This is a genomic window from Leptolyngbya sp. Cla-17, assembly GCF_016807185.1.
In the GTDB taxonomy this organism is placed as follows: Bacteria; Cyanobacteriota; Cyanobacteriia; order Leptolyngbyales; family Leptolyngbyaceae; genus ULC077BIN1.
Map to the genome: position 1 here is coordinate 775,047 of NZ_JAEVYN010000001.1, position 21,142 is coordinate 796,188.

General features: G+C 47.3%; 17 protein-coding genes and 1 riboswitch. Of the genes, 8 read left to right on the plus strand and 9 right to left on the minus strand.

All coding sequences use genetic code 11. The features are described 5' to 3' along the window. Nucleotides 1-31: 31 nt before the first annotated feature. Entirely contained in the window at nucleotides 32-1,969 is a 1,938-nt protein-coding gene (gene gyrB / locus JOY44_RS03575) for a DNA topoisomerase (ATP-hydrolyzing) subunit B (RefSeq protein ID WP_171572353.1), read from the minus strand. A 169-nt stretch (nucleotides 1,970-2,138) separates the two neighbouring features. On the opposite strand from gyrB, the gene miaA reads away from it, so the two are divergent. Beyond that, entirely contained in the window at nucleotides 2,139-3,110 is a 972-nt protein-coding gene (miaA, locus tag JOY44_RS03580; RefSeq protein ID WP_197984929.1) for a tRNA (adenosine(37)-N6)-dimethylallyltransferase MiaA, read from the plus strand. A gap of 15 nt (nucleotides 3,111-3,125) precedes the next feature. Here the strand turns inward: miaA and JOY44_RS03585 are convergent, their stop codons facing one another. The 4 genes from JOY44_RS03585 to JOY44_RS03600 form a co-directional block, all read right to left on the minus strand. After that, nucleotides 3,126-4,811, minus strand: coding sequence for a SagB/ThcOx family dehydrogenase (locus JOY44_RS03585; RefSeq protein WP_197984930.1), 1,686 nt, complete (start codon nucleotides 4,809-4,811; stop codon nucleotides 3,126-3,128). Further along, entirely contained in the window at nucleotides 4,736-5,593 is an 858-nt protein-coding gene (locus tag JOY44_RS03590) for a GDSL-type esterase/lipase family protein (protein ID WP_171572354.1), read from the minus strand. Before JOY44_RS03590 ends, JOY44_RS03585 begins: the two co-directional genes overlap by 76 nt. Before the next feature lie 203 nt (nucleotides 5,594-5,796). Further along, complete coding sequence (locus JOY44_RS03595) at nucleotides 5,797-6,453, minus strand: ammonium transporter (protein ID WP_171572355.1); 657 nt, start codon at nucleotides 6,451-6,453, stop codon at nucleotides 5,797-5,799. 349 nt (nucleotides 6,454-6,802) lie between these two features. Continuing rightward, a complete protein-coding gene (locus tag JOY44_RS03600; RefSeq protein ID WP_171572356.1) occupies nucleotides 6,803-8,398 on the minus strand; it encodes an ammonium transporter in 1,596 nt (531 codons plus the stop codon). Nucleotides 8,399-9,034: 636 nt separating this feature from the next. Here JOY44_RS03600 and JOY44_RS03605 point away from each other — a divergent pair. The 5 genes from JOY44_RS03605 to eis all read left to right on the plus strand — a co-directional run bounded on the left by JOY44_RS03605 (nucleotide 9,035) and on the right by eis (nucleotide 14,370). Beyond that, nucleotides 9,035-10,864, plus strand: a complete 1,830-nt coding sequence (locus JOY44_RS03605) for a polysaccharide deacetylase family protein (protein WP_242541708.1) — start codon at nucleotides 9,035-9,037, stop codon at nucleotides 10,862-10,864. Nucleotides 10,865-10,999: 135 nt separating this feature from the next. Then, nucleotides 11,000-11,269, plus strand: coding sequence for a 30S ribosomal protein S15 (rpsO, locus tag JOY44_RS03610; RefSeq protein ID WP_171572358.1), 270 nt, complete (start codon nucleotides 11,000-11,002; stop codon nucleotides 11,267-11,269). Nucleotides 11,270-11,286: 17 nt separating this feature from the next. Then, a complete protein-coding gene (locus JOY44_RS03615; RefSeq protein ID WP_171572359.1) occupies nucleotides 11,287-11,862 on the plus strand; it encodes a PAM68 family protein in 576 nt (191 codons plus the stop codon). Nucleotides 11,863-11,930: 68 nt separating this feature from the next. Continuing rightward, on the plus strand, nucleotides 11,931-12,992 hold the full coding sequence (gene aroF / locus JOY44_RS03620) for a 3-deoxy-7-phosphoheptulonate synthase (RefSeq protein ID WP_171572360.1): 1,062 nt from the start codon (nucleotides 11,931-11,933) through the stop codon (nucleotides 12,990-12,992). 121 nt (nucleotides 12,993-13,113) lie between these two features. Next, entirely contained in the window at nucleotides 13,114-14,370 is a 1,257-nt protein-coding gene (gene eis / locus JOY44_RS03625) for an enhanced intracellular survival protein Eis (RefSeq protein WP_207211155.1), read from the plus strand. An 8-nt stretch (nucleotides 14,371-14,378) separates the two neighbouring features. On the opposite strand, the gene JOY44_RS03630 is transcribed toward eis, so the two are convergent. Further along, nucleotides 14,379-15,668, minus strand: a complete 1,290-nt coding sequence (locus JOY44_RS03630; protein WP_171572362.1) for a hypothetical protein — start codon at nucleotides 15,666-15,668, stop codon at nucleotides 14,379-14,381. Between the two features lie 195 nt (nucleotides 15,669-15,863). After that, nucleotides 15,864-16,817, minus strand: a complete 954-nt coding sequence (locus JOY44_RS03635) for a HetZ-related protein 2 (RefSeq protein WP_197984931.1) — start codon at nucleotides 16,815-16,817, stop codon at nucleotides 15,864-15,866. Between the two features lie 654 nt (nucleotides 16,818-17,471). On the opposite strand from JOY44_RS03635, the gene JOY44_RS03640 reads away from it, so the two are divergent. Next, entirely contained in the window at nucleotides 17,472-17,858 is a 387-nt protein-coding gene (locus JOY44_RS03640) for a type IV pilin-like G/H family protein (protein ID WP_203031927.1), read from the plus strand. Nucleotides 17,859-17,922: 64 nt separating this feature from the next. On the opposite strand, the gene thiC is transcribed toward JOY44_RS03640, so the two are convergent. Next, nucleotides 17,923-19,296 (minus strand): phosphomethylpyrimidine synthase, encoded by a 1,374-nt coding sequence (thiC, locus tag JOY44_RS03645; protein WP_171572364.1) that lies wholly within the window; start codon nucleotides 19,294-19,296, stop codon nucleotides 17,923-17,925. Between the two features lie 8 nt (nucleotides 19,297-19,304). Further along, a riboswitch (TPP riboswitch) is annotated at nucleotides 19,305-19,401 on the minus strand. 110 nt (nucleotides 19,402-19,511) lie between these two features. Then, nucleotides 19,512-19,964 (minus strand): hypothetical protein, encoded by a 453-nt coding sequence (locus JOY44_RS03650; protein ID WP_171572365.1) that lies wholly within the window; start codon nucleotides 19,962-19,964, stop codon nucleotides 19,512-19,514. A gap of 232 nt (nucleotides 19,965-20,196) precedes the next feature. Here JOY44_RS03650 and JOY44_RS32285 point away from each other — a divergent pair, with 232 nt between their 5' ends. Next, entirely contained in the window at nucleotides 20,197-21,108 is a 912-nt protein-coding gene (locus JOY44_RS32285) for a cation:proton antiporter (RefSeq protein ID WP_281063276.1), read from the plus strand. Nucleotides 21,109-21,142: the final 34 nt, after the last annotated feature.

Below are 21,142 nucleotides of genomic sequence, written 5' to 3' on the forward strand. Positions count from 1 at the left end.
TTCCCGTTCAATTCCTAATCCAACTTCGGATTTAAATATCTAGATCAGCGAGATTCAGTTTAGAGCCGTAGGTTTCAATAAATTCGCGGCGGGGCGCTACGCGATCGCCCATCAGCACCGTAAACACGCGATCGGCTTCGACTGCATCTTCAATCTCAATTCGCTTTAAGGTGCGCGTATCCGGGTTCATCGTTGTATCCCACAGTTGGGTCGGCATCATTTCGCCCAGCCCTTTAAAGCGTTGAATGTCATATTTCGCGTTGTCGGGGAAAGTGGCTATCACCCGATCGCGATCGCGTTCACTGTAGCAGTAGTTGTGGCTGCGCCCTCGTTCCACCTTATATAAGGGCGGGCAAGCAATGTAGATGAAACCCTGTTCGACCATTGCTTTTTGGTAACGGTAGAAAAAGGTCAAGATCAGAGTACGAATGTGGGCACCATCCACGTCGGCATCAGTCATGATCACAATGCGGTGATAGCGTAACTGCGCTGCGTCAAAATCTTCGCCCTTAATTCCCAAACCTAAGGCAGTAATGAGAGCCTGAATCTCGGTGTTCTTATAGATCTTTGCGTCATCAGTTTTCTCAATATTTAAGATTTTGCCCCGCAGTGGCAAGATAGCTTGAAAGCGGCGATCGCGCCCTTGCTTAGCACTACCGCCAGCAGAATCTCCTTCCACAATAAAAATTTCTGATTCCGAAGGATCGCGACTGCTGCAATCCGCCAGTTTGCCGGGTAGAGTAGAAGATTCCAATACCGACTTTCGCCGTACCAGTTCACGGGCTTTCCGAGCCGCTTCCGCTGCCTTAAAGGCTTCCACAGCCTTTTCGATAATGGCATCTGCTACACCGGGGCGAAACTCTAGATATTCGATCAGCACTTCGCCGACCAACGAATCCACAATGCCGCGCACTTCAGTGTTGCCCAGCTTCGTTTTGGTTTGACCCTCAAATTCGGGTTCGGGCACTTTCACAGAAATGACACCCGTTAAGCCCTCACGAATATTTTCTCCCGCTAGATTAGACTCATTTTCCTTAATCTTGTTGCGTTTGCGGGCAAGAGAATTCAGCGTGCGGGTTAAAACCGTTTTCAATCCTTCTAAATGGGTGCCGCCATCTACCGTACGGATGTTGTTGGCAAAGCCCAGCAAGTTGTCACTGTAAGCATCCGCGCACCATTGGAGCGCCACTTCTACCTGGACGTTGTTGCGCTCACCTTGCACATAAACCACCTCATCGTGAAGCGGCTGCTTCTCGCGATTCATATAGGTGACATACTCTCGAATGCCGCCCTCATAAAAATACACTTCGACGTGAGGCTCTGAGGCTTTTAGCAGTTCCAATCGATCATCGGTGAAGGTGATGCGAACTCCACCATTAAGGAACGCTAACTCTCGCAGGCGACCTGCCACGGTCACATAATCAAACGCCGTCTCAGTGGTGAAAATTGTGTTGTCGGGCAGAAAGGTTACGGAAGTGCCCGTGCGATCGCCTGCTCCCGGTTGAGCCGCTAATGAGCCAATGGGAACACCTTTTTCAAATCGCTGGGTGTGAGTGTTTTGATTACGCCAAACGGTGATTTCTAACCATTCAGATAGAGCGTTCACGACCGATACTCCTACCCCATGGAGACCGCCGCTGACTTTATAACCACCGCCACCAAATTTACCGCCTGCCCCCAATACGGTTAGCACCGTTTCCACTGCGGATTTCCCAGTACGAGCCACGATATCAGTGGGGATGCCGCGACCATCATCCGTGATAGTCGCTGAGCCATCCGCATTTAGCGTTACTTCAATATTTTTGCAATGCCCTGCGAGTGCTTCATCTACAGAGTTATCAACAACCTCGTACACTATATGGTGCAGCCCACGGGGACCCGTACTACCGATATACATCCCCGGACGTTTACGAACATGTTCAATTCCCTCAAGGACTTGAATTTGCTCCGCACCGTAGTTATCTGACATGCAATTAGCGCTCCAGCCGAAATAACGTGGTCTAAAACTGCACTTAAGCTTAAGAAGACCAAAACTATCTAAAATTTTAGCACAAAAGGCTTATAACCGCTTTTAGATAGGTTTCCTGAACCGTTTGCGGTGGGGTTAAACCATCACATAGTATTCAACAGTAGTTTCAATGAAAAATCCGGCAGATAATAGTACTTTTGTGCCAGTAGTGATTGTAATTTGTGGCGCAACGGCAACGGGTAAATCGCGCTTGGCGATCGCGCTTGCAAAGCGTATGAATTGTGTCATTCTTAGCGCCGATTCGCGCCAAGTGTATCGAGAATTTAACATTGGTACGGCGAAACCCACGCTCACCGAGCAGCAAATCGTTCCTCATTATTTAATTGATATTTGTGAACCAACGGAAACGCTGACCTTGGCAGAATATCAAATGCAGGCGCAGAGTTTGATTGAGTCTGTGCATCTGCCACCCTCAGCGACGCAACCCATCACGCCTTTGCTGGTGGGTGGAACAGGGCTTTACATCCGTTCAATTACACGAGGACTTAAAATTCCTAGGGTGTCACCCCAACCAGACCTGCGATCGCAGTTACAAAACTTAGGGCAACCCCAATGTTATGCCATGCTGCAACAGGTCGATCCGGACGCGGCGACCAAAATTCATTCTAATGACCAAGTGCGAACCCTGCGATCGCTGGAAGTGTTCTATGTGACTGGGCAACCGATTTCAGCCCAACAGGGAGAACAGCCGCCCGCCTACCCAATCTTGCATATTGGACTAGATTGCGGTGATCTCGCTCAGCTGCACCATCGGATTACCCAGCGCACGAAACAGATGGTCGCCCATGGCTTTGTGGCAGAAGTAGAAGACTTATGTCAAAAGTACGGGGTCGACCTACCATTGCTGAATACGTTGGGCTACGCCGAGTTCAAGCAATTTCTCGCAGGTCAGATGTCTCAAACGGATGCGATCTCAGCCACCATTCTTCACACGCGCCAATTTGCTAAACGTCAGCGTACTTGGTTTCGCGCCTACCCTGAAATTGAATGGTTCGATGCGGATGCCCCTGATTTAGTGGAGCAAGTCTGGCAACGAATTCAAGTTTTGCAAAAACACGCCGTGAATATATGCAAGGCTTAATTGCGAGACGTGCCTTTAGAAAAAGGGTTGAGGACGACCGAAGGTTGTGATGTACAGGACGGCTTCGTCAATCGGAATGCCTAACACTTCGTTGACCTGATCGTCAAAGAAGCCAGCAATCCCACTCACTCCTAAACCCAGATGAATGGACGCCAGATTGAGGCGTTGACCTAGCCGTCCGGCATCCATATGCAAATAGCGATAGACGCGATCGCCGTAGGTCGCAACAGCGGCTTTTAAATCAGCAGTGTGAAAGAGCACGACCGCTGCATCCCGACCTAAATCTTGCCCTAAACACAAAAAATGGAGCTCCTGGCGAAAATTTTTGAAGCGAATTTGGCGGAGTTCCTGAGAGTTGGGAGCGTAATAGTAGCAACCTTCTTCCAAGCCATCTACAGAAGACACCACCATAAAGGTTTCTACCAAACTGAGATCAAAACAGTCAGGAGTCCCATCTAGTCCTTGCTCAACATAGTGTTGGGGTTGGTAGGTGAAGTCTAGTAGTTGCTTCAGTTCGTCAATGGTGAGCGCCTCTCCGGTGTAGGCACGAGTTGAGCGACGTTTGAGAAGGGTAGTTTCTAGGCTCTCCAGGTCTTTTCCCCAGCTAATCGCATTGGTTGCGGTTGGCACTTTCGTACAAAACGGAAAGTTGTATTTATCCGTGCGTTGCTTTTCTGTGGGAGACAGTTTCCAATTGACCTTCATGGTTTCATTTAGGTCAATTTGGGTTGCCTGATGAAAGTAAGACAGCAGCTCACCATCCGCAAGAAGGGGATATTCTACCTGCGCTCGGGTTGGAATGATTGTCTTGGCAAGGGGAAGATTTTGGCGAACTTCTAATAGATCAGCAAGTGGAATCACCGCGATCGCGCCTTCTTGCGCAGAATCCAAATACAGTACCTGGTTTACCCCTTCATCCATAAAACTACCAATTAGATGAGGGCGATAATCATTCATGGCACAGGTTAAATCGATGTTGCCTAGCAAATGCCCAGTATCCAGACACATTCGGCGATAGGCGCGATCTTGATACCGCCATTGCGATCGCAAAAACACTGTGGTGACAATCAATGCCAATTGGGTGTTTTCTAAGACAGGATGCCAAAAACAAGCCGCCTGTAGCTTGGTCCACAGGTCATTCTCCCAAAAATGCATTAATGAATGGGTACGAGCCTGATAGTTAAACAGTCCTGCGGGTAATAAAGGAGTGCCTCGCGAAACCAGATAGAGTTCGGCAGGATAAAGCCCGCCCGCAGAGGGAGCCGCTCGCAGATAATGAGGTTCGCCAATGGTGGGGACCATGCCCGTTAAACCATAGCTGCAAAATAAAAGCTGTGAAATTCGTTGCCACCACTTGCCTGTGGGGTTATCCGCAAATTCTTCGGGATTCTCCGTTAGAAATGGCTTCAGTTCAAACGAACTGCCAATTTTGTATTCTTTAAACGGGATCGGTTGCTGATTCCAATCAGGCGATTTACTTTTGGCGTTAATCGTTCTGGGATCGTATTTGGTTCGTTCGTGATAGTGCTGAGCGATTGAGGCAGTCGGTTCGGGCATAGAGGAATTCGGCGTTTGCTTATCTCCTAAACCAATCTTGCCACTCTCGTCGAGAAAAGCGCCACTCTTTAGGGAGAAGTCACTGAACGCGAAGCAGAGGGCTTTGAAACCGCCTTGTTGACTTGCTGCAATTTCGATCTCCAAAGGGCATACCCGGCAACGCTTAAATGTAAGCCATCGGTTGTCAATTCTTCTCTGATGTAACCCTGTGTATCCGCAAAATCGCTGTACAAATCCAAATACTCTACGCCTTCATCTTGGGCAATACGCTCTAGTTTTTTGTTAATTGTGCGAATCCAGCGGCTTGAAATGGTTGGCAGTCGATCAACCCATAAGGGCTGCTGACGCTCTTTCGGAGCAGGATCTCCTTTGATAGAGTCAAGATATCGCCGACTTGCGCGATCGCCACCGTGGGGCAAAATCGATTGAATCACAATGGTGGCTTGCGGGTGTGCGGCTTTGAGATGGCGCACAATCTCTCGCTGATTGGCAACCACTGTTTCGCCTCTTACCCCTTTAATTAAGTCATTAATGCCCACCATGACAAAAATAGTTTGGGGCTTGGTTTGATCAAAAAACTTAACTCGCTTGAGCAGCCCATAGGATGTTTCACCCGAAATGCCTTGATTGAGCCAAGTGGCTTCTGCGGGCAGCAGATTGCTAGGAAACCATAAACTCAAGGAATCACCCGCTAAGACTTTTAACTGGCTAGGCGACTGATCCGCGATCGCCGATGCCTCTCGACTAAGCATTTGCACCCATTGCTCGTAATTCAACTGCCGCCGCACTCCAACTTTGGTGTTGAGAGTCGTAGAACTGGGTGGCGATGGGTAAGGAGAGGGTTGGTCAACCGTAGACGCACGCACCTGAGAAGAACTCCGCAAGCTATCTCGATGAAAGCTAAACAGTGCAATTGGGAGTAACATCCCACTGACTAAACTCAAGGATACAGCCCAGGTTGGTAAAGCGCTAAAACGTCTAAACACTTACTCAAATCAGACACGTTGGATCAGATTGTAAAGGCTATCTTGGAAACGGTTACAAATCAGCTCAAAAACTGTTTGCAGCCACCAAGATAGCCCTTATTTCTAGACTTTAACAGTGAAGTAAGAACTCAATGAAGCACCTATTAAATCTCAGATGTCCTGGTTGTGTCAGAAGTTCTAGTAGCAAAACTGAGTTCAGCAGCAATGCTTTCGCCATAGGCTTCTTCACCATGCTCGTGTATATCTAGCCCTTCGTCTTCCACTTCAGGTTTAACTCGCAGTGGCATAAATACTGCAATCACCTTAAAGATGACAAAGGTGCCAATACCCGCAATGACATAAGCAATTAACACGGCCACAATCTGAATCACCAACTGATTAAAGTTGCCATACAGCAACCCATCTGCACCCAATCCATTCACCGCTTTGGTTGCAAAAATCCCTGTTAAGATTGCGCCAACGGTTCCACCAACGCCATGGATTGGAAACGTATCAAGGGCATCGTCAAATTGGATTCTCGCTTTCAAGCTGACCGCAAAAAAGCAGCATAGGGAAACGATCGCACCAATAATAATTGACGAAACTGGAGTGACAAAGCCTGCTGCTGGCGTAATGCCGACCAATCCAGACACAAAGCCGCTACCAATTCCCACGGCTGTGGGTTTGCCTTTACCAAACCACTCTGCCAGTGCCCAAGCCAGCCCACCGGCTGATGCAGCCACAGTGGTTGCCACAAACGCGACGGTTGCAGAAGGACCGGCTCCAATATCTCTACCAATAAGGAAAGCTGCCTTCAGCATGCACACTATGCGAAAATAGCAATCTTTCTATGGATAGAATCTAATGGAGTTGATTGTGATTCCATCAGTTAACGTGAGTTGTATTGTAAGTAACAAAAGCAGTTGGGGATGGCGGGGATAGAAAGCCCATCAAACCCATTAGCACTTAAATTTTTGAGATTAAGATTGAAAGAAAAACGTTTGATATCTTTTCAGATTGCATCAAAACTTTGCATTGCATAAAAAAGTGGAATCTTAAAATTCTGAATGAATTAAGATTCCACTTACTTTAATAACTGACCTAAATACAAGCCTCTATTAAGTCAATCTAATTTTTCTAAGCACGTAGCTACTTAGTTTTATCGTTTGCTTAATAATTCTGACTTGCAACTCCAGGGTTACCCATCCCACCGGATAGGTCAGAATTAGAACTGGTGCTGTCTTTAACGAACCCTGCATAGGCTTCCATGCCATGTTCGCCAATATCCAGCCCAATAAACTCTTCTTCTTCAGTCACTCGGATACCTAAAGTTGACTTTAGGATGAACCAAAAGATAGTAGAAACAAGCACGGTAAAGCCGCCAACTGTCATAACGCCTACGAATTGATGCCAAAGCTGCTCAATTCCGCCACCCAAAAACAAGCCAGCCTTAGGACCTGCTGAATACAACGCACCCGCTACGTCGCTGGGTCCCACTGCAAACAAGCCTACTGCTAAAGTTCCCCAGACTCCACAAACCAAGTGAACCGATGTAGCCCCAACCGGATCGTCAACCTTAATTTTGTCGAAGAACCCGACTGCGAATACCACCAAAACTCCCCCAATCGTACCAATGACGGCAGCGGCTGGAACTGTAACAAAGGCGCAAGCGGCGGTAACTGATACCAAACCTGCCAGAATGCCGTTGATAATCATGGAAAGGTCAGGTTTGCCTAAATACAGCCATGCAGTGATAGTTGCGGCAAGTCCACCAAATGCCCCAGCGGTGTTGGTAGTAATTGCAATATGAGAAATGAGGGAACCATCGCCTACTGCCATGGTAGAACCAGGGTTAAAGCCAAACCAGCCTAACCACAGAATTAGAGTGCCTAAGGTGGCAATGCTCATGTTGTGTGCAGGCAGTGCGTTTGAGTGACCATCTGCCCCATATTTGCCTAGCCGAGGACCAAGAATTGCGGCACCCATTAGGGCAGCCCAACCGCCTACCGAGTGAACCACAGTTGTACCTGCAAAATCCCAGAAGCCCAACGTTTGTAGCCAGCCGCCGCCCCAAATCCAGTGCCCGGTGATGGGATAAGCAATCCCTACGAGCAAAAAGCTAAATATTAAAAAGCTCATAAACTTGATGCGTTCTGCCACCGCTCCAGATACGATTGTGGCGGCTGTTCCGGCAAAGACAAGCTGAAAGAAAAATTTTGCCAGTAGGGGAACACCTGCCCAATTAAGAGCGCTAAAGATTCCTTGATAAGCGTCTCCTGTGGCTGGGCTATTATCTGCGCCTGCCAAGAAAAAGCCGCCGCCGCCACCAATGAAACCACCGCCAGTAGTGCTAAACATCAGCCCAAAGCCGATCGCCCAAAATGCGATCGTGGAGAGCGCAAACACAATTAGATTTTTGGATAGCACATTCACAGCATTCTTCTGACGGCAGAAGCCAGTTTCCAACATGCAAAAACCAGCGTTCATAAAGAAGACCAACATGCCAGCCACCAGCACCCACATGGTATCGAGACCCACTTTTAGGGTTTCAGTGGTTTTTGCGACATCTGCCAGCGTCGGCGCAGCTTGGGCAAAGGCTTCATATCCCCAAATTAATACAATGATCAAGGCAAGGGGAATGCATGCCTGAGCGCTGGGGGATAGCTTTCTAGAGTACCAATCTAGCGATCGCCATTGGTTTGTTTGGGTTGGCGCTAAACGCTGCCTCCTCCGGGCAGAAGGCTTAGACGGAAGTTTTGTGATCATTAGTAGGAATTCCTCACTGGAGTTAATGAGTGGCACTTTGACGAACAGCATCCTAATTGATAGGAGTATGAGAAACCTCAGAAATCAGCGCAACCCTGAGCGATCGCAAGGCCTCAAGCTTTTTGAAGCAAACACTCAGATGCCTAACGCATAGATTGCTGGATGTCATCCCACCTTTCAGGGATGTCTAAAGAAAAGAACAAAAATAACCCTTAATGAATTCCATCTTTTTCGACCCGGTTATTCTGTAATCTTTTATACAAAAATTATTCTCTTTTTCGAAGGCTAAAAGTTTGACATCTATATGAACTACGTAGCTGCTAAGCGTTAGACGACCTGCCATTTTCTCTTACTAATGGGTAATCGCCTTGCCGACGTATAAAAAAGCTTCAAATGACACTCTGTAAAATCCGTTCCAGTGATTTTTTTGGCAGTTTAGATTCAACACAATCACTGCTGATAAAGACTTAGACAAAAAAAGCGTGATCTATCCACGAAAAAACGTCAAAAAGACTGACAAAGATACCGTTATAGAGTAGATATGTCTAGGGAACTTATGAAGCTTGGTGAACTATGGGCAGCGTGGGTAAGTTTTTTATCAAATTGAATCAAATGAGTCCTTTGAGTCCTTTTAATTTGAGTTTCTTTAAACAAAGATCGCGATTGGCGATCGCAGTGATTACACCACTACTGTTTTGCGGAATGGGGCGATCGCATCCTGCCCTATCAGCAACCATCACTATCGCCCAATCATTTGATTCCAGTGACACCCTCGAACAGCCAACACCTGAGCAGCCAAATATTTTAGAGCCATCCGCTCCTACCACAAATCCCGACTGCTCGCCTGCCCAAGCGACTCAAGCCACCAATGGCATCACTCAACTTGTGAGCAATATTTCTCAAACTGCCAACTGGGTTGAGCAGCCTGCCTTTGGCATGGGAGCGATCGTCGGTCAGATCGCCCCGCAAGTGATGGCGTATCTTAATCCCAGCCCTTTCCCTGAAATTAACTCTTTGGCACGCCAAGCCAAGGTACCCGTCATGATGTACCACGACATTCTGCCGGAGAAACTCGTGTTCTTTGATGTCACACCGCAAGAGTTTGAGCAGCACCTACAGCTAATCAAGCAAAAAGGGCTAACGCCCATCAGCATGGATCAGCTTGTGACACACCTCCGCACAGGAGTTTCACTGCCAACCAAACCGATTTTGCTCACCTTCGACGATGGCTATAAAGGTCATTACGACTATATATATCCCCTGCTAAAGAAATATAGATATCCAGCGCTCTTCTCAATCTATACCGCTAAAGTCGGTAAACAAATGGGACGCTCCAGCCTCAACTGGGAACAACTGCGAGAAATGGCAAAAGACCCGCTCGTGACGATCGCCTCTCACAGCGTCAACCACAAGGTAATGGATGGGCTACCCCCAGCTCAACTGCTGATCGAAACTCAAGAGTCTAAGCGGATTCTAGAGACAGAGCTAGGCATCCCCATGCGCTACTTCACTTATCCAGAAGGTAAGTTTGACAAAGCTGCTCTAGAATCTGTGCAAGCAGCAGGATACTCAGCAGCACTGACGATGAATGATGCTGACGAGCAGCTGGCAGGTCAGTCACAGAGTTTACTAGCGATCGGGCGAATTGGACAATCCCGGATTCAAGAAATGGTGGATATTGCTTGGGGTGGCTCCCCAATGACATCCATTAGCATGGGATTCAACTTTACCGCCCCTGTACGTCGGCTGGATGCGACGATTAATCAAACTCCATTTATTTTTATTGCTGGCGGCAAACCCGTTACCATCCACTACAACACGCGTGGGCAAATCCCTCAGATTGTTGCGAATACTCCTGTGATAGCAGCCGTAGATGGCACCTTCTTCTCATTAGAAATGTTGGATTCCAACGAAATGTTAGGACCAATTTATAGCCAAAGCCATGGCAGGTTTATCCCTGGTAAGCGGGGAGAAATTCCATTTTTAGAAAACCGTCCTCTTGTTTTGATCGGAACTGAAGCAGTCAAATTTGTTCCTTTTAACTTCAAAAAGCACAACACCTTAGCAGCCATCCAAGCAGAACTTCCCACTGTGACCGACGCTTTTGTTGCCGCTGGTTGGCTCGTTGACAATGGCAAACCTCAGCCTTTAGAGCGATTTGGTCGCCTGTATAGCGTCAATGAATTGAGACATCGCGCATTTTGGGGCATTAACCAGCAGGGTCAACCTCAAATCGGAGTTTCTACTGAACCAATTGGCTCTGTGGATTTAGGCATAGCTCTTGCCAAAGCAGGATTTCGAGATGCGGTCATGTTAGATTCAGGTGCCAGCACCTCTTTGGCTTATAAAGGCAAGTCCTTAGTAGGGTATGAACCCCGTGCTGTCCCCCACGTAGTTGGCTTGATCCCGCCACCGGGCGATGTAGGAACAGCCTGTCCCCTTGTTACATCCTCTATTTCTCCATGAGTATTTTTACTCTTCTTTAAAGAATGACTATTGGCAATTTTGTTGATTGTTACTTTCTTTCTCTTTAGCTATCCTTAAACCCCATGCTATTATTGAGAACTGCTGACTTTGTGTAAATAGGAATTCGGACGACCCATGGCTCTGCTGCAACAGCAAAAACAAGAAATTATTTCCTCCTATCAAGTTCACGAAACCGACACGGGTTCTGCGGATGTTCAAGTAGCAATGCTAACTGAACGGATCAATCGCTTGAGTGGACACTTGAAAACCAATAAGAAAGACCACTCCTCCCGCAGAGGTTTGCTAAAAATGATTGGTCAAAGAAAAAGTCTGTTGGCTTATATTCAGACTGGAGACAATGCTCGCTACCGTGCATTAATCACTAAGCTGGGCATTCGCGGCTAATCCAAGGAAAAGCGGTCATGTCATCAAAGTCTTGGAAGCCATCGAAAAACAAAGATAAACGTGAAGAGACTACAGGAGCATCCCAGGATAGTGACCTGGCTGGCTCTTCGCGTTTACCGTTTGAGCCACAGAGCAGTAAAAAAGCTCTAAGAGGTGGCGCTCAAGCCTCTAAGTCCAAACTGGACATACCTTCTAAGGGGGTATCTCTGGAGAAGACAGAGCAAGTGAAAAAACAGGCTAATCAAAATATAGCTTCGGTTCCTAACCGTTCTGCTGCTGTGCCGGAAGCAGTTAGTAAACGCATGGTTAGGCGGATTCTGTTTTTTTCTGGCATTCCATCTAGCCTTGGAATGTTGACATTTATAATTAGTTATATAGTCGTTAGCCAACACTATTTTAAGCTTCCACCAGTAGTAGTTTTTTTGATTAGTCTTGGCTTCTTTGGATTGGGCGTTTTAGGTCTTAGCTATGGTGCCCTTTCTGCGTCTTGGGATGAAGATCGGATTGGAAATTGGTTTGGCTGGAGTGAATTTAAAACCAATTTTGGACGAATGATCGCATCGTGGCGAGAAGCCCGACAAAAAGAGTCATAACCTCTCATAACTTGAGCTTTGGCTCGCCATTTTGCATACCATTCACAACGTACCAAGGATAGAAACCCATGATCGTGATCATGAAAACTGGCTCTCCAGAAGCTGAAGTTACCCGCCTTACTGAGGAATTTATAACCTGGGGACTCAGCCCCGAAAAAATTATTGGCACCCATAAGGTTGTAATTGGGTTAGTAGGCGAAACGGTAGATATGGACCCCCGGCAGATTCAAGAGTCAAGCCCTTGGATTGAAGAGGTATTGCGAGTAGAAAAACCTTACAAGCGTGCCAGTCGAGAGTATCGGCAAGGAGACCCTAGTCAAATCACTGTTTCGACACCCAATGGAGCCGTCACGTTTGGCGAGCGTTACCCCCTAGTAGTGGTAGCAGGTCCTTGCTCTGTTGAAAATGAAGAAATGATTGTGGAAACGGCACGGCGCGTGAAAGCGGCTGGCGCACAGTTTCTTCGAGGCGGAGCCTACAAGCCACGCACGTCTCCGTATGCGTTTCAAGGACATGGAGAAAGTGCCTTAGGACTGTTGGCACAGGCTCGTGAAGAGACTGGACTAGGCATTATTACCGAACTAATGGATGCAGCAGACTTAGAGCCGCTAGCAGAGGTGGCAGACATCATCCAGATTGGTGCCCGTAATATGCAAAACTTTTCTCTGTTGAAAAAGGTGGGCGCGCAAGAAAAACCCATTCTGTTAAAGCGTGGCATGGCGGCAACTATTGAAGATTGGTTGATGGCGGCAGAATACATTCTGGCAGCAGGCAATCCTAATGTAATTCTCTGTGAGCGGGGGATTCGCACTTTCGACAGTAAGTACACCCGCAATACATTGGATTTATCTTGTATTCCAGTTTTGCGATCGCTGACTCATTTGCCGATCATGATTGATCCTAGTCATGGCACAGGCAAGTGGGAGTATGTACCTTCTATGGCGGCGGCTTCCATTGCCGCGGGTACTGATTCTTTGATGATTGAAGTTCACCCCAATCCCAAAAAAGCCATGTCTGATGGTCCGCAATCTCTGACTCCAGAGCGGTTTGACCAGTTAATGCAAGAGCTTTCGGTTGTGGGTAAAGCGATGGGTCGTTGGATTGAGCAGCCTGTATTGGCGGCAGTTTAGGCAGTAAACCAAAAAACGGTGATATTTGTAGTAGGGGCATTTCGTGAAATGCCCCTATTTTTGTGAGTAAATAATTTATGTCATAAAATTCTTTAATCCTATGACTAAGGCGAGATTTAGCATGACTGCTCTGCCGGGATTCACAATTCGTGCCGCTGAAGAGAGCGATCGCGCCCAATTCATCAACTTGGCTCGGCTTGCGTTTATGCCAACGCGATCGCAGGCTGATGTAGAAAAAGAGATGCAAGCCGAGCCGCTCAATCCACCCGGAGGGCAAGGATGGGTATTGGCAGATCAGGCAGGCAATTTAGCAGGGCGCTATCGCCACCTAGAGCTAGCCTTGTTTTTCCAAGGAGTGCAGTTTTCAATGGCGGGAGTTGCAGGAGTCGCAGTTGCCCCAGAGCGGCGAGGACAAAAAATTGCTCAAGGACTGATCGAACACACTTTGCAACGGTTTCACGAGCAGCAAATCCCCTTATCGATGCTGTATCCATTTCAGCACGGCTTTTATCGCAAGTTGGGCTGGGCTTGGGTCGGAGATACGCGCCAGTATCGAGTGTCTGCCCGACACATCCCGCTCTACTCTGAACGAGTAAATGTCATGACCTATCGGGATGACTTGCAAGCATCCATCAAAGCGGTGTATCAGGAAGCCGCACAGCAACACAACGGCTGGTTGCAGCGCGAACCTAACCGCTGGAAAGGATACTTTGAACCTGAAGCCGGACAAGAAATCTACGTCTACGCTGAAGCTGGAACCTTGCTGGGCTATATGGTGATTGAGTTTACCCATTTAGAGCCGACCAAAACTCAATGGGCGATTGTAGTGCAAGAGTGGGTTGCTTTAACCGCCGCTGCTTATCGCGGACTGATTGGTTTTTTAGCATCATTACGAGATCAAGTCACCACGATTGTTTGGAATACTGACCCGAAAGATCCTTTCCCCCATTTGATAAGTGAGCAACGGTGTGACCCAGCGATACCCACTTTACCGTTTGAATTTGGTTTAACCCACCGATTTGGAGCCACTGGAGGCGGATTTATGTGGCGGTTGGTGGACGTGATGAAAGCATTGGAACTGCGTCCAATTAATCCTGGAGTGCCGTTTGCGATCGCCTTCAATATTATCGACCCAGTGTTTGGCGAGCAGCAGATTTCTGTGGACTTTGTTGAACAAAAAATGTGCCCCACGCAACAGCCTGCCGCTACCAGCATCACGATTTCTGTAGAACATTTAACTCAGCTATTTTGTGGAATGCGATCAGCCTCAGAATTGCAATGGTTAGGAGCAATAGAAATTGAGGGTGACTCTACTTTGTTACCAAAGCTAGATGCAGCATGGCAGGCAACTCCTCCCTTCTGCTGGGACTTTTTCTGAATTTTTTCTTACTCCTCTTCTGTTAGCTCATCAAACTTAAGCGATTGTAATTCATGCAATTGATATTCCATCCGCTTGAGCGATCGCATTAGTTCTGGCAGTGTGTTTAGATTTTCAGGCAATAAAATCGATTGAGAATGGCTGTGAACATATAGCTCATTAATTTTGCTCTGCAACTGTTGAGCAAATCCCATTGCTTCTTGCCCCATACTCACCAACTGTTGCTGTTTATAAAACCGGAGTGCTGCCCCCCGCAATACTTGTAGAGTTGCCTCTTCCCCATGCTTTCCAGGGGTCAGCCGCAAGCGTAACAACAGTCTCTGGTTTTGATAAAGACGTTCTACTTCTACCTGTCTAGTTTTTTGAACAGGATCCATCGGTGATTTAGTTAAAGTCTTTAATTCATAAATTACACCATCGAACTTGCTTAATTCCAGCCCATTGATTACTGCTTGCACAGCCCCATTCTGGCTCCACAAAATTCTTCCCTGTTGAGATTGACGTTCTAAATAGAGCCGTCCAATTCCCCAATCTAAAATTCGAGCCAGCAATTCCTGGAGCAATTCCTTTGGAGAAAGCGTTGCTAATACTTCTGGTGGCTCAGACAGATGATTGGGATAAATCTCTAGCCGGGTCAGGGTTTGAGTAGATATTGGAGCAGAAACAGCCTTCTGAACCATAGTTTCAGTAAATTCATTGACCACCTGGGTCGCATCCATGGTTGTTTGCGTTGGCAAACTATCTGCGATCGCCAATGGCGGTAACATCGATGGGCTGTCTACCACCAGCGTGGAATATTCATAAGCAGATTTGGAGGATTCTTGAGACGTATTTTCCTCTGTCTCCCCCAAAGTTTTACCTTCCGCAAATCGTTTGACAGATTGCTCAGCCAGTTTCTTGGCTATGCGTCTGGCAAAAGGCTGAGGAACTGTACTGGCCGCCTTTTTTTGAGCATCTGCATACTGGAGATAAGCAGATAGCGCTGCGTAGTGAATATCGGAAGCGATCGGTTGGGGCACTAACGAGCAATTCATGTACGCCAAAATCCGACGAACGTAATCGAGAGCGGTCGTATCATCAATATCCACCATGCCAAGCTTGAGCCGACTTCCTTCAAGAGAAAGCGGCAAAATCTGATGATACAGGCAAGCTTCAAAAGGCAAAATACTATCGACCAGGCGAAAGGCTTGCTCAGTATCGATCTGAGCCATCCAATCAGTTTTAAACCTAGCGGCATCGCTTTGCTTGCCGGCTAAGGAGTTTTGAGGCTCCGATGGATCACCACTTGAGGACACCATAGGAAATCAATGCATCGGGTGAATCTAATGACACTATCCTAATCTGCTGATGAATTTTAGCGAAATATAAAATCAAAATTTCGTACTATCTACAGCAAAATCTTCATTAAAAGTTATGGATTTATTGAACAGCGCTTAGCTAGGAAGGTAAGTGAACTGAATATCTTGGCGTTGAATAACCTTTAAAGGCGGTCTTTATGGGATCTCTTGATTACCAAGCCAAGACGACACCAGATCAGACTGGGTCTTTACAGCAAAGACTTTAGTGGCGTGATAACTAATTTTTTCCCGTAGGCGATAGATTTGTTTCACATTCAGGTCTAGGGCTTTCGCGATCGCTTCTTGAGATTGTCCTTGTAAATAAAGCCGTAGCCACGCGATCGCGTTGGAGTCTACCTGCTTCTCTAACAAATAAGCCTCAAATCGGCATTGAACAGCATTACGGATTTCTTGTTGCTCTTGCAGGGCTTGAGCTTCTTGATATTCTGCAACGGCACGAGAATCAAGCAGACTCACCGACCCTTCTGCTTCATCTGGAGCAATCTCGTGAGAAACCAGCCGAATAAAATCATTCGCTGGAACTTGAGTCATCCCACCTTTTTGGGTGCGTCGCAGATAGTTAACAAAGCGGTAGCAAAGTAACGGTTGATTGCGAATGGGGCGAAGACAGTATTCTTCTACACTTGCTAGCAGTAAGGCATTTCTAAGCCGAGAGTCTTGGGTACATTGGGCAATCCAAGTGGCTTGCTGCTGCATGTAGCGATCGCCTTGCAGCAGTTCTTGGATGACTTCCTCTAACACGTCTACCACGCTACGCTGGCGATCGCGAGAAAGGGCAATCCAGGTACGAATTTTGTTGCGAACCAAAAAGAGGTTGCTGAGGCGTTGAATCAGTCCTTTGTACGCTCTCACCGGTGAAACCTCTAGATACCGCTGCCGTAAAATGCGATAGCGGTAGTCCATGGCTTGCTCTAAGATGTGCCGTTGGGTTGGAGTAAAGTCATTTAGGCGAGAGGGGTTTTCTCCAATTAACCAGTAGGCAATGCTGTCACGATTGGTAGAGTTTTGTTCTGGCAACTCTGTCTCTAATCGCGATCGCCATGTATCTAGAATTTCTTCAGCGAGTGTCATTTCGTCAGCTAACATCATAACGTTGCTGTCCTTCGGCTCTAAGTTACCCTCGTTATAGAGTTTGCACTACAACCCCTATCCAACACACTCACCCGCACGGGTAAAATCCAGGATTGGACTGTGACAAGAACCGTAGTAACAGCGCACCATTGCTTAATTTGAGTGAATTATCTCCTATCCAGCAAATTAGCTGATAAAAAATAACACATAAGTTGCATTGTACTAACATATTCGACTTCCTCTTAAACATTTCACACCTGCAACAACGCTGCTCGTATTGCAGCGAGCGGTTCCTTTGATTGCCATTTTGATTATGCTTCCCTCTAGTTATTCAACGCGCTCTTCAGGGTGAAAATCCCGGCTTCTGTCATCCGGTGATAATCTTGAACAGAAATGCAACGTAGGGCAACCGTGCTGTCCATAGGCAATTCAAGCGTTTTTTCCACTGTATCGTACTCCTGTATCTTGCGTAATTTTGGTTCAAGTTCTGAAGAGATCAATAACCAGCAAAACTAAAAGACATGGAAAAATGATCCCATCATCTAATAGAAAAAAAGGGCTACCCGTAATTGTTCGGATACTAATCGCCACTGGAGCGCTAATGATCATTGCTGCGATCGTCCTTCCCAGTTTTCGGGGTCAAGCGAAAAAAATAAACATGCAGAAGCTAAGGTGTATGTTGGAGCGATGGTGCGGTTAGAGCAGGCGTATTTTCTTGAGTATGGAAAATTTACCCTTTCCCTGAATGAGTTACAAGTTGATATTCCGTCAGAATCAACCAACTATGGGTCAGAATCAACCAACTATCGGTATGCCTTAATGCTGCAAGATGGTAGTCCTCAGCCAGTGATGATTACTGCCGTACCCAAGAAACCTGGACTAAAAAGTTATACCGGAGTTGTGTTTGTAAATGGGACTGGTGAAGCAGCTACTTCTGTTGGGCAGATATGCGAAACAGAGCAGCCATCTCCCACGCCTCCGGCGATGCCTAGTGCACCTCAAAATATTTCTGAACCCATTCCCTGCCCACCTGGTTCTCAGGCAATACTTGCAAAGTAATTCAACAAATAGCGTTGATGGCACGGCGATCGCCCCCATCAAAAAGCGATCGCCACGGTTTACCTTAAACCTGAGTTACAGGCTCTTTTGCTAAGAACTTCTCCAACTCCGTCAACGCATCTGCATCGACTTTAGTCTGCATTGGGCAGAACTTTGGTCCACACATCGAACAAAACTCCGCAGTCTTGTAAATATCGGCTGGCAGCGTTTCATCGTGATATTCCTTTGCCCGTTCTGGGTCAAGGGATAGCTCAAACTGGCGATTCCAGTCGAAATTGTATCGAGCCGCAGACAGTTGATCATCGCGATCGCGTGCGCCTGGTCGATGACGCGCAATATCTGCCGCATGAGCCGCAATTTTGTAAGCAATCAACCCATTCCGCACATCTTCCGCGTTCGGCAGACCTAAATGCTCTTTAGGGGTGACATAGCACAGCATCGCCGTACCATACCAACCCGCCATCGCTGCCCCGATCGCGCTGGTGATGTGGTCGTATCCCGGCGCAATGTCCGTCACCAAAGGACCCAGCACATAGAACGGTGCTTCCGAGCATTCCTCCATCTGCTTCCGCACATTGAACTCAATTTGATCCATTGGCACATGCCCCGGACCTTCTACCATCACCTGCACATCCTGCTCCCAGGCTTTGCGAGTCAACTGCCCCAAGGTTTTTAGTTCCGCAAGCTGCGCCTCATCTGAAGCATCATGCTGACAGCCAGGACGTAGCGAATCGCCCAAGCTGAACGAGACATCATACTTCTTGAAGATTTCGATAATGTCATTAAAGTGGGTATATAGCGGGTTTTGCTTATGGTGATGCAGCATCCAACGCGCCAGAATGCCTCCACCACGAGAGACAATCCCCGTAATCCGGCTGCGGACTAAGGGCAAATGCTCAATCAAAATCCCAGCATGAATCGTCTGATAATCCACGCCTTGCTGGGCATGTTTTTCGATGATGTGCAGAAAGTCATCAGCGGTCAGGGTTTCAATATTGCCATGAACGCTTTCCAATGCCTGATAAATGGGCACCGTGCCAATGGGCACCGAAGAGGCCTTGATAATCGTTGTGCGAATTTCATCCAGGTTGCCGCCGCCCGTAGACAAATCCATCACCGTGTCGGCACCATACTTGATGGCAAGATGCAGTTTTGCCACTTCTTCATCCATATTTGAAGAGTTGGGAGACGCGCCCAAGTTGGCATTCACCTTACATTTGGACGCAATGCCGATCGCCATCGGTTCCAAATTGGGATGATTGATGTTGGCGGGAATAATCATCCGTCCCCGTGCGACTTCTGCCCGAATCAATTCAGCAGGCAATTTTTCCCGCTGTGCCACGTAGTTCATTTCTTCTGTAATCACGCCCTGACGCGCATAGTGCATTTGAGACACATTGCTGTGTCCGCGACGTTTAGCGATCCACTCTGTCCGCATAGTTTAATTCCTCTAAATAACAGCTTCCCTCCGCCGGTATAATCCGGTCTCAGGTTCTCAGGGTGTATTCTCAGCCTGAAATCTCAGGCACCCCTAGCGTTGATGGCTTAAAGCATAGCATTTCATATTTAGAGGAACCGACAAGGTTCTAAAAGGTTGGAGGTTTGCGCCGGATCTTGGTCTTTTAGTTCACAGGTAGTGATTTGAGTTGAGCCTTACTGAGGAACTGCTAAACGATATTCTGCAACCACTTCATCAAGGGTTGGGTTTGCCTTGCCTTTAGCGTTAACAAACACAACTGGAGAATCTGCTTTCATCAAGCTATCCATCTGAGTCATCGCTGTAAAAATGTCATCGGTTGACTCAGAATTCATCGAAATTGAGCTAGTTTGGTGATGGGGAACGTTCAGCTTAGCCAAGCCAGCAGCGAGTGCTTTCTTCCGAATTCCTTCAGGACGATCGCAGTCGGGACCCACAATTAATACTTCGTTTGCGATCGCGCCATCCGGCATCGCTGCCTTTACAAAACCTGTCTGGTTTTCCATTGCTGTTTGGCTTGCCATTGCCGTACGGCTAGTGAATTTGACATACACAACTGCACCAATGATGGCAGCTTGCGCCGCGATCGCTAGCCCAATAAGCGCCAAAGTCTGAGTTGATTCTTTCATACAAGTTTTAATATAAACAACATGCCTTTAAGCTGCTCAACGCAAAAATGAAAGAGTGGGAGCGCAGTCACAGTTGCTTCTTCACCCGTAATCATGCAGTCTTCTAAATCATTGCAATATCTTCATCAAAACCTGTAAAAAAACTGGGCATCATGCTGGCGATGACAGAAAATATCGAATGGCTTGTATCGCCTCAAAAGAAGAAAAGCGTTTGTATGAAAGGCGATCGGAAATGGACTGGATCATAGCGCAACAGCCCCCTTTAGGTAGCAATCCTGCTACAGAAAGCCCAGCGGCAGGAAACATTCCTGAACTGGTCATCATATTGATCATTCTGCTGCTAATTGCCACAGCGGCCGCACTGATCACGCAAAGACTGCAAATTCCCTATGTCACAGGATTGGTTCTGGCAGGGCTACCCATTACGGATGTTTTGTCGCGTCGAATTGGGTTAGACCCATCCTTAGTTTTAAATCTTTTCCTACCTATTCTGATTTTTGAAGCCGCGATCAATACGGATATCAGCCGCCTCCGCAGCACCGTTAAGCCGATCGCGCTTTTGGCGGGTCCAGGCTCTATCTTTTCCTCAGCAATTATCGCAGTTCTGGTTAAATTTGGGCTGGGGCTACCGTGGATTCCTGATTTGCTGATCGGCGTCATTTTGGCAAATACAGATACTGTCTCAATGATCGCGGTTTTTAAGGAGATCCGAGTGCCTTCCCGTTTGACCACCATTGTTGAGGGAGAAACCCTATTCAATGATGCGGCTGCCCTCGTTTTGTTCAATTTAGTTTTAGTCGTTTATGCTACAGGGTCTCTCACCGTTTTTGAAGGCGTAAAGGAACTGCTCGTGGTTGCTTTGGGTGGAGGACTCGTGGGTATCATCCTAGGCTACTTGAGCCTGCCAATATTTGCTCGATTAAATGATCCGTTGAGTAGTCTCTTGCTGACCGTCGCCTTAGCGTTAGGAACGTTCCAGTTTGGGCAATTTTTTGGAGTATCGGGTGCGGTAGCTGTTGTGATCGCGGGGCTCATTTTTGGCAATTTTGGGCTATCTCGCAGTTCGTCTGCCTCCGATCAAATCACCTCACTCAGCTTTTGGGAATATGCTGGGTTTAGCGTCAACACCTTTATTTCCTGCTGATTGGCATCGAAATTAACCCAGCGACCCTATGGAG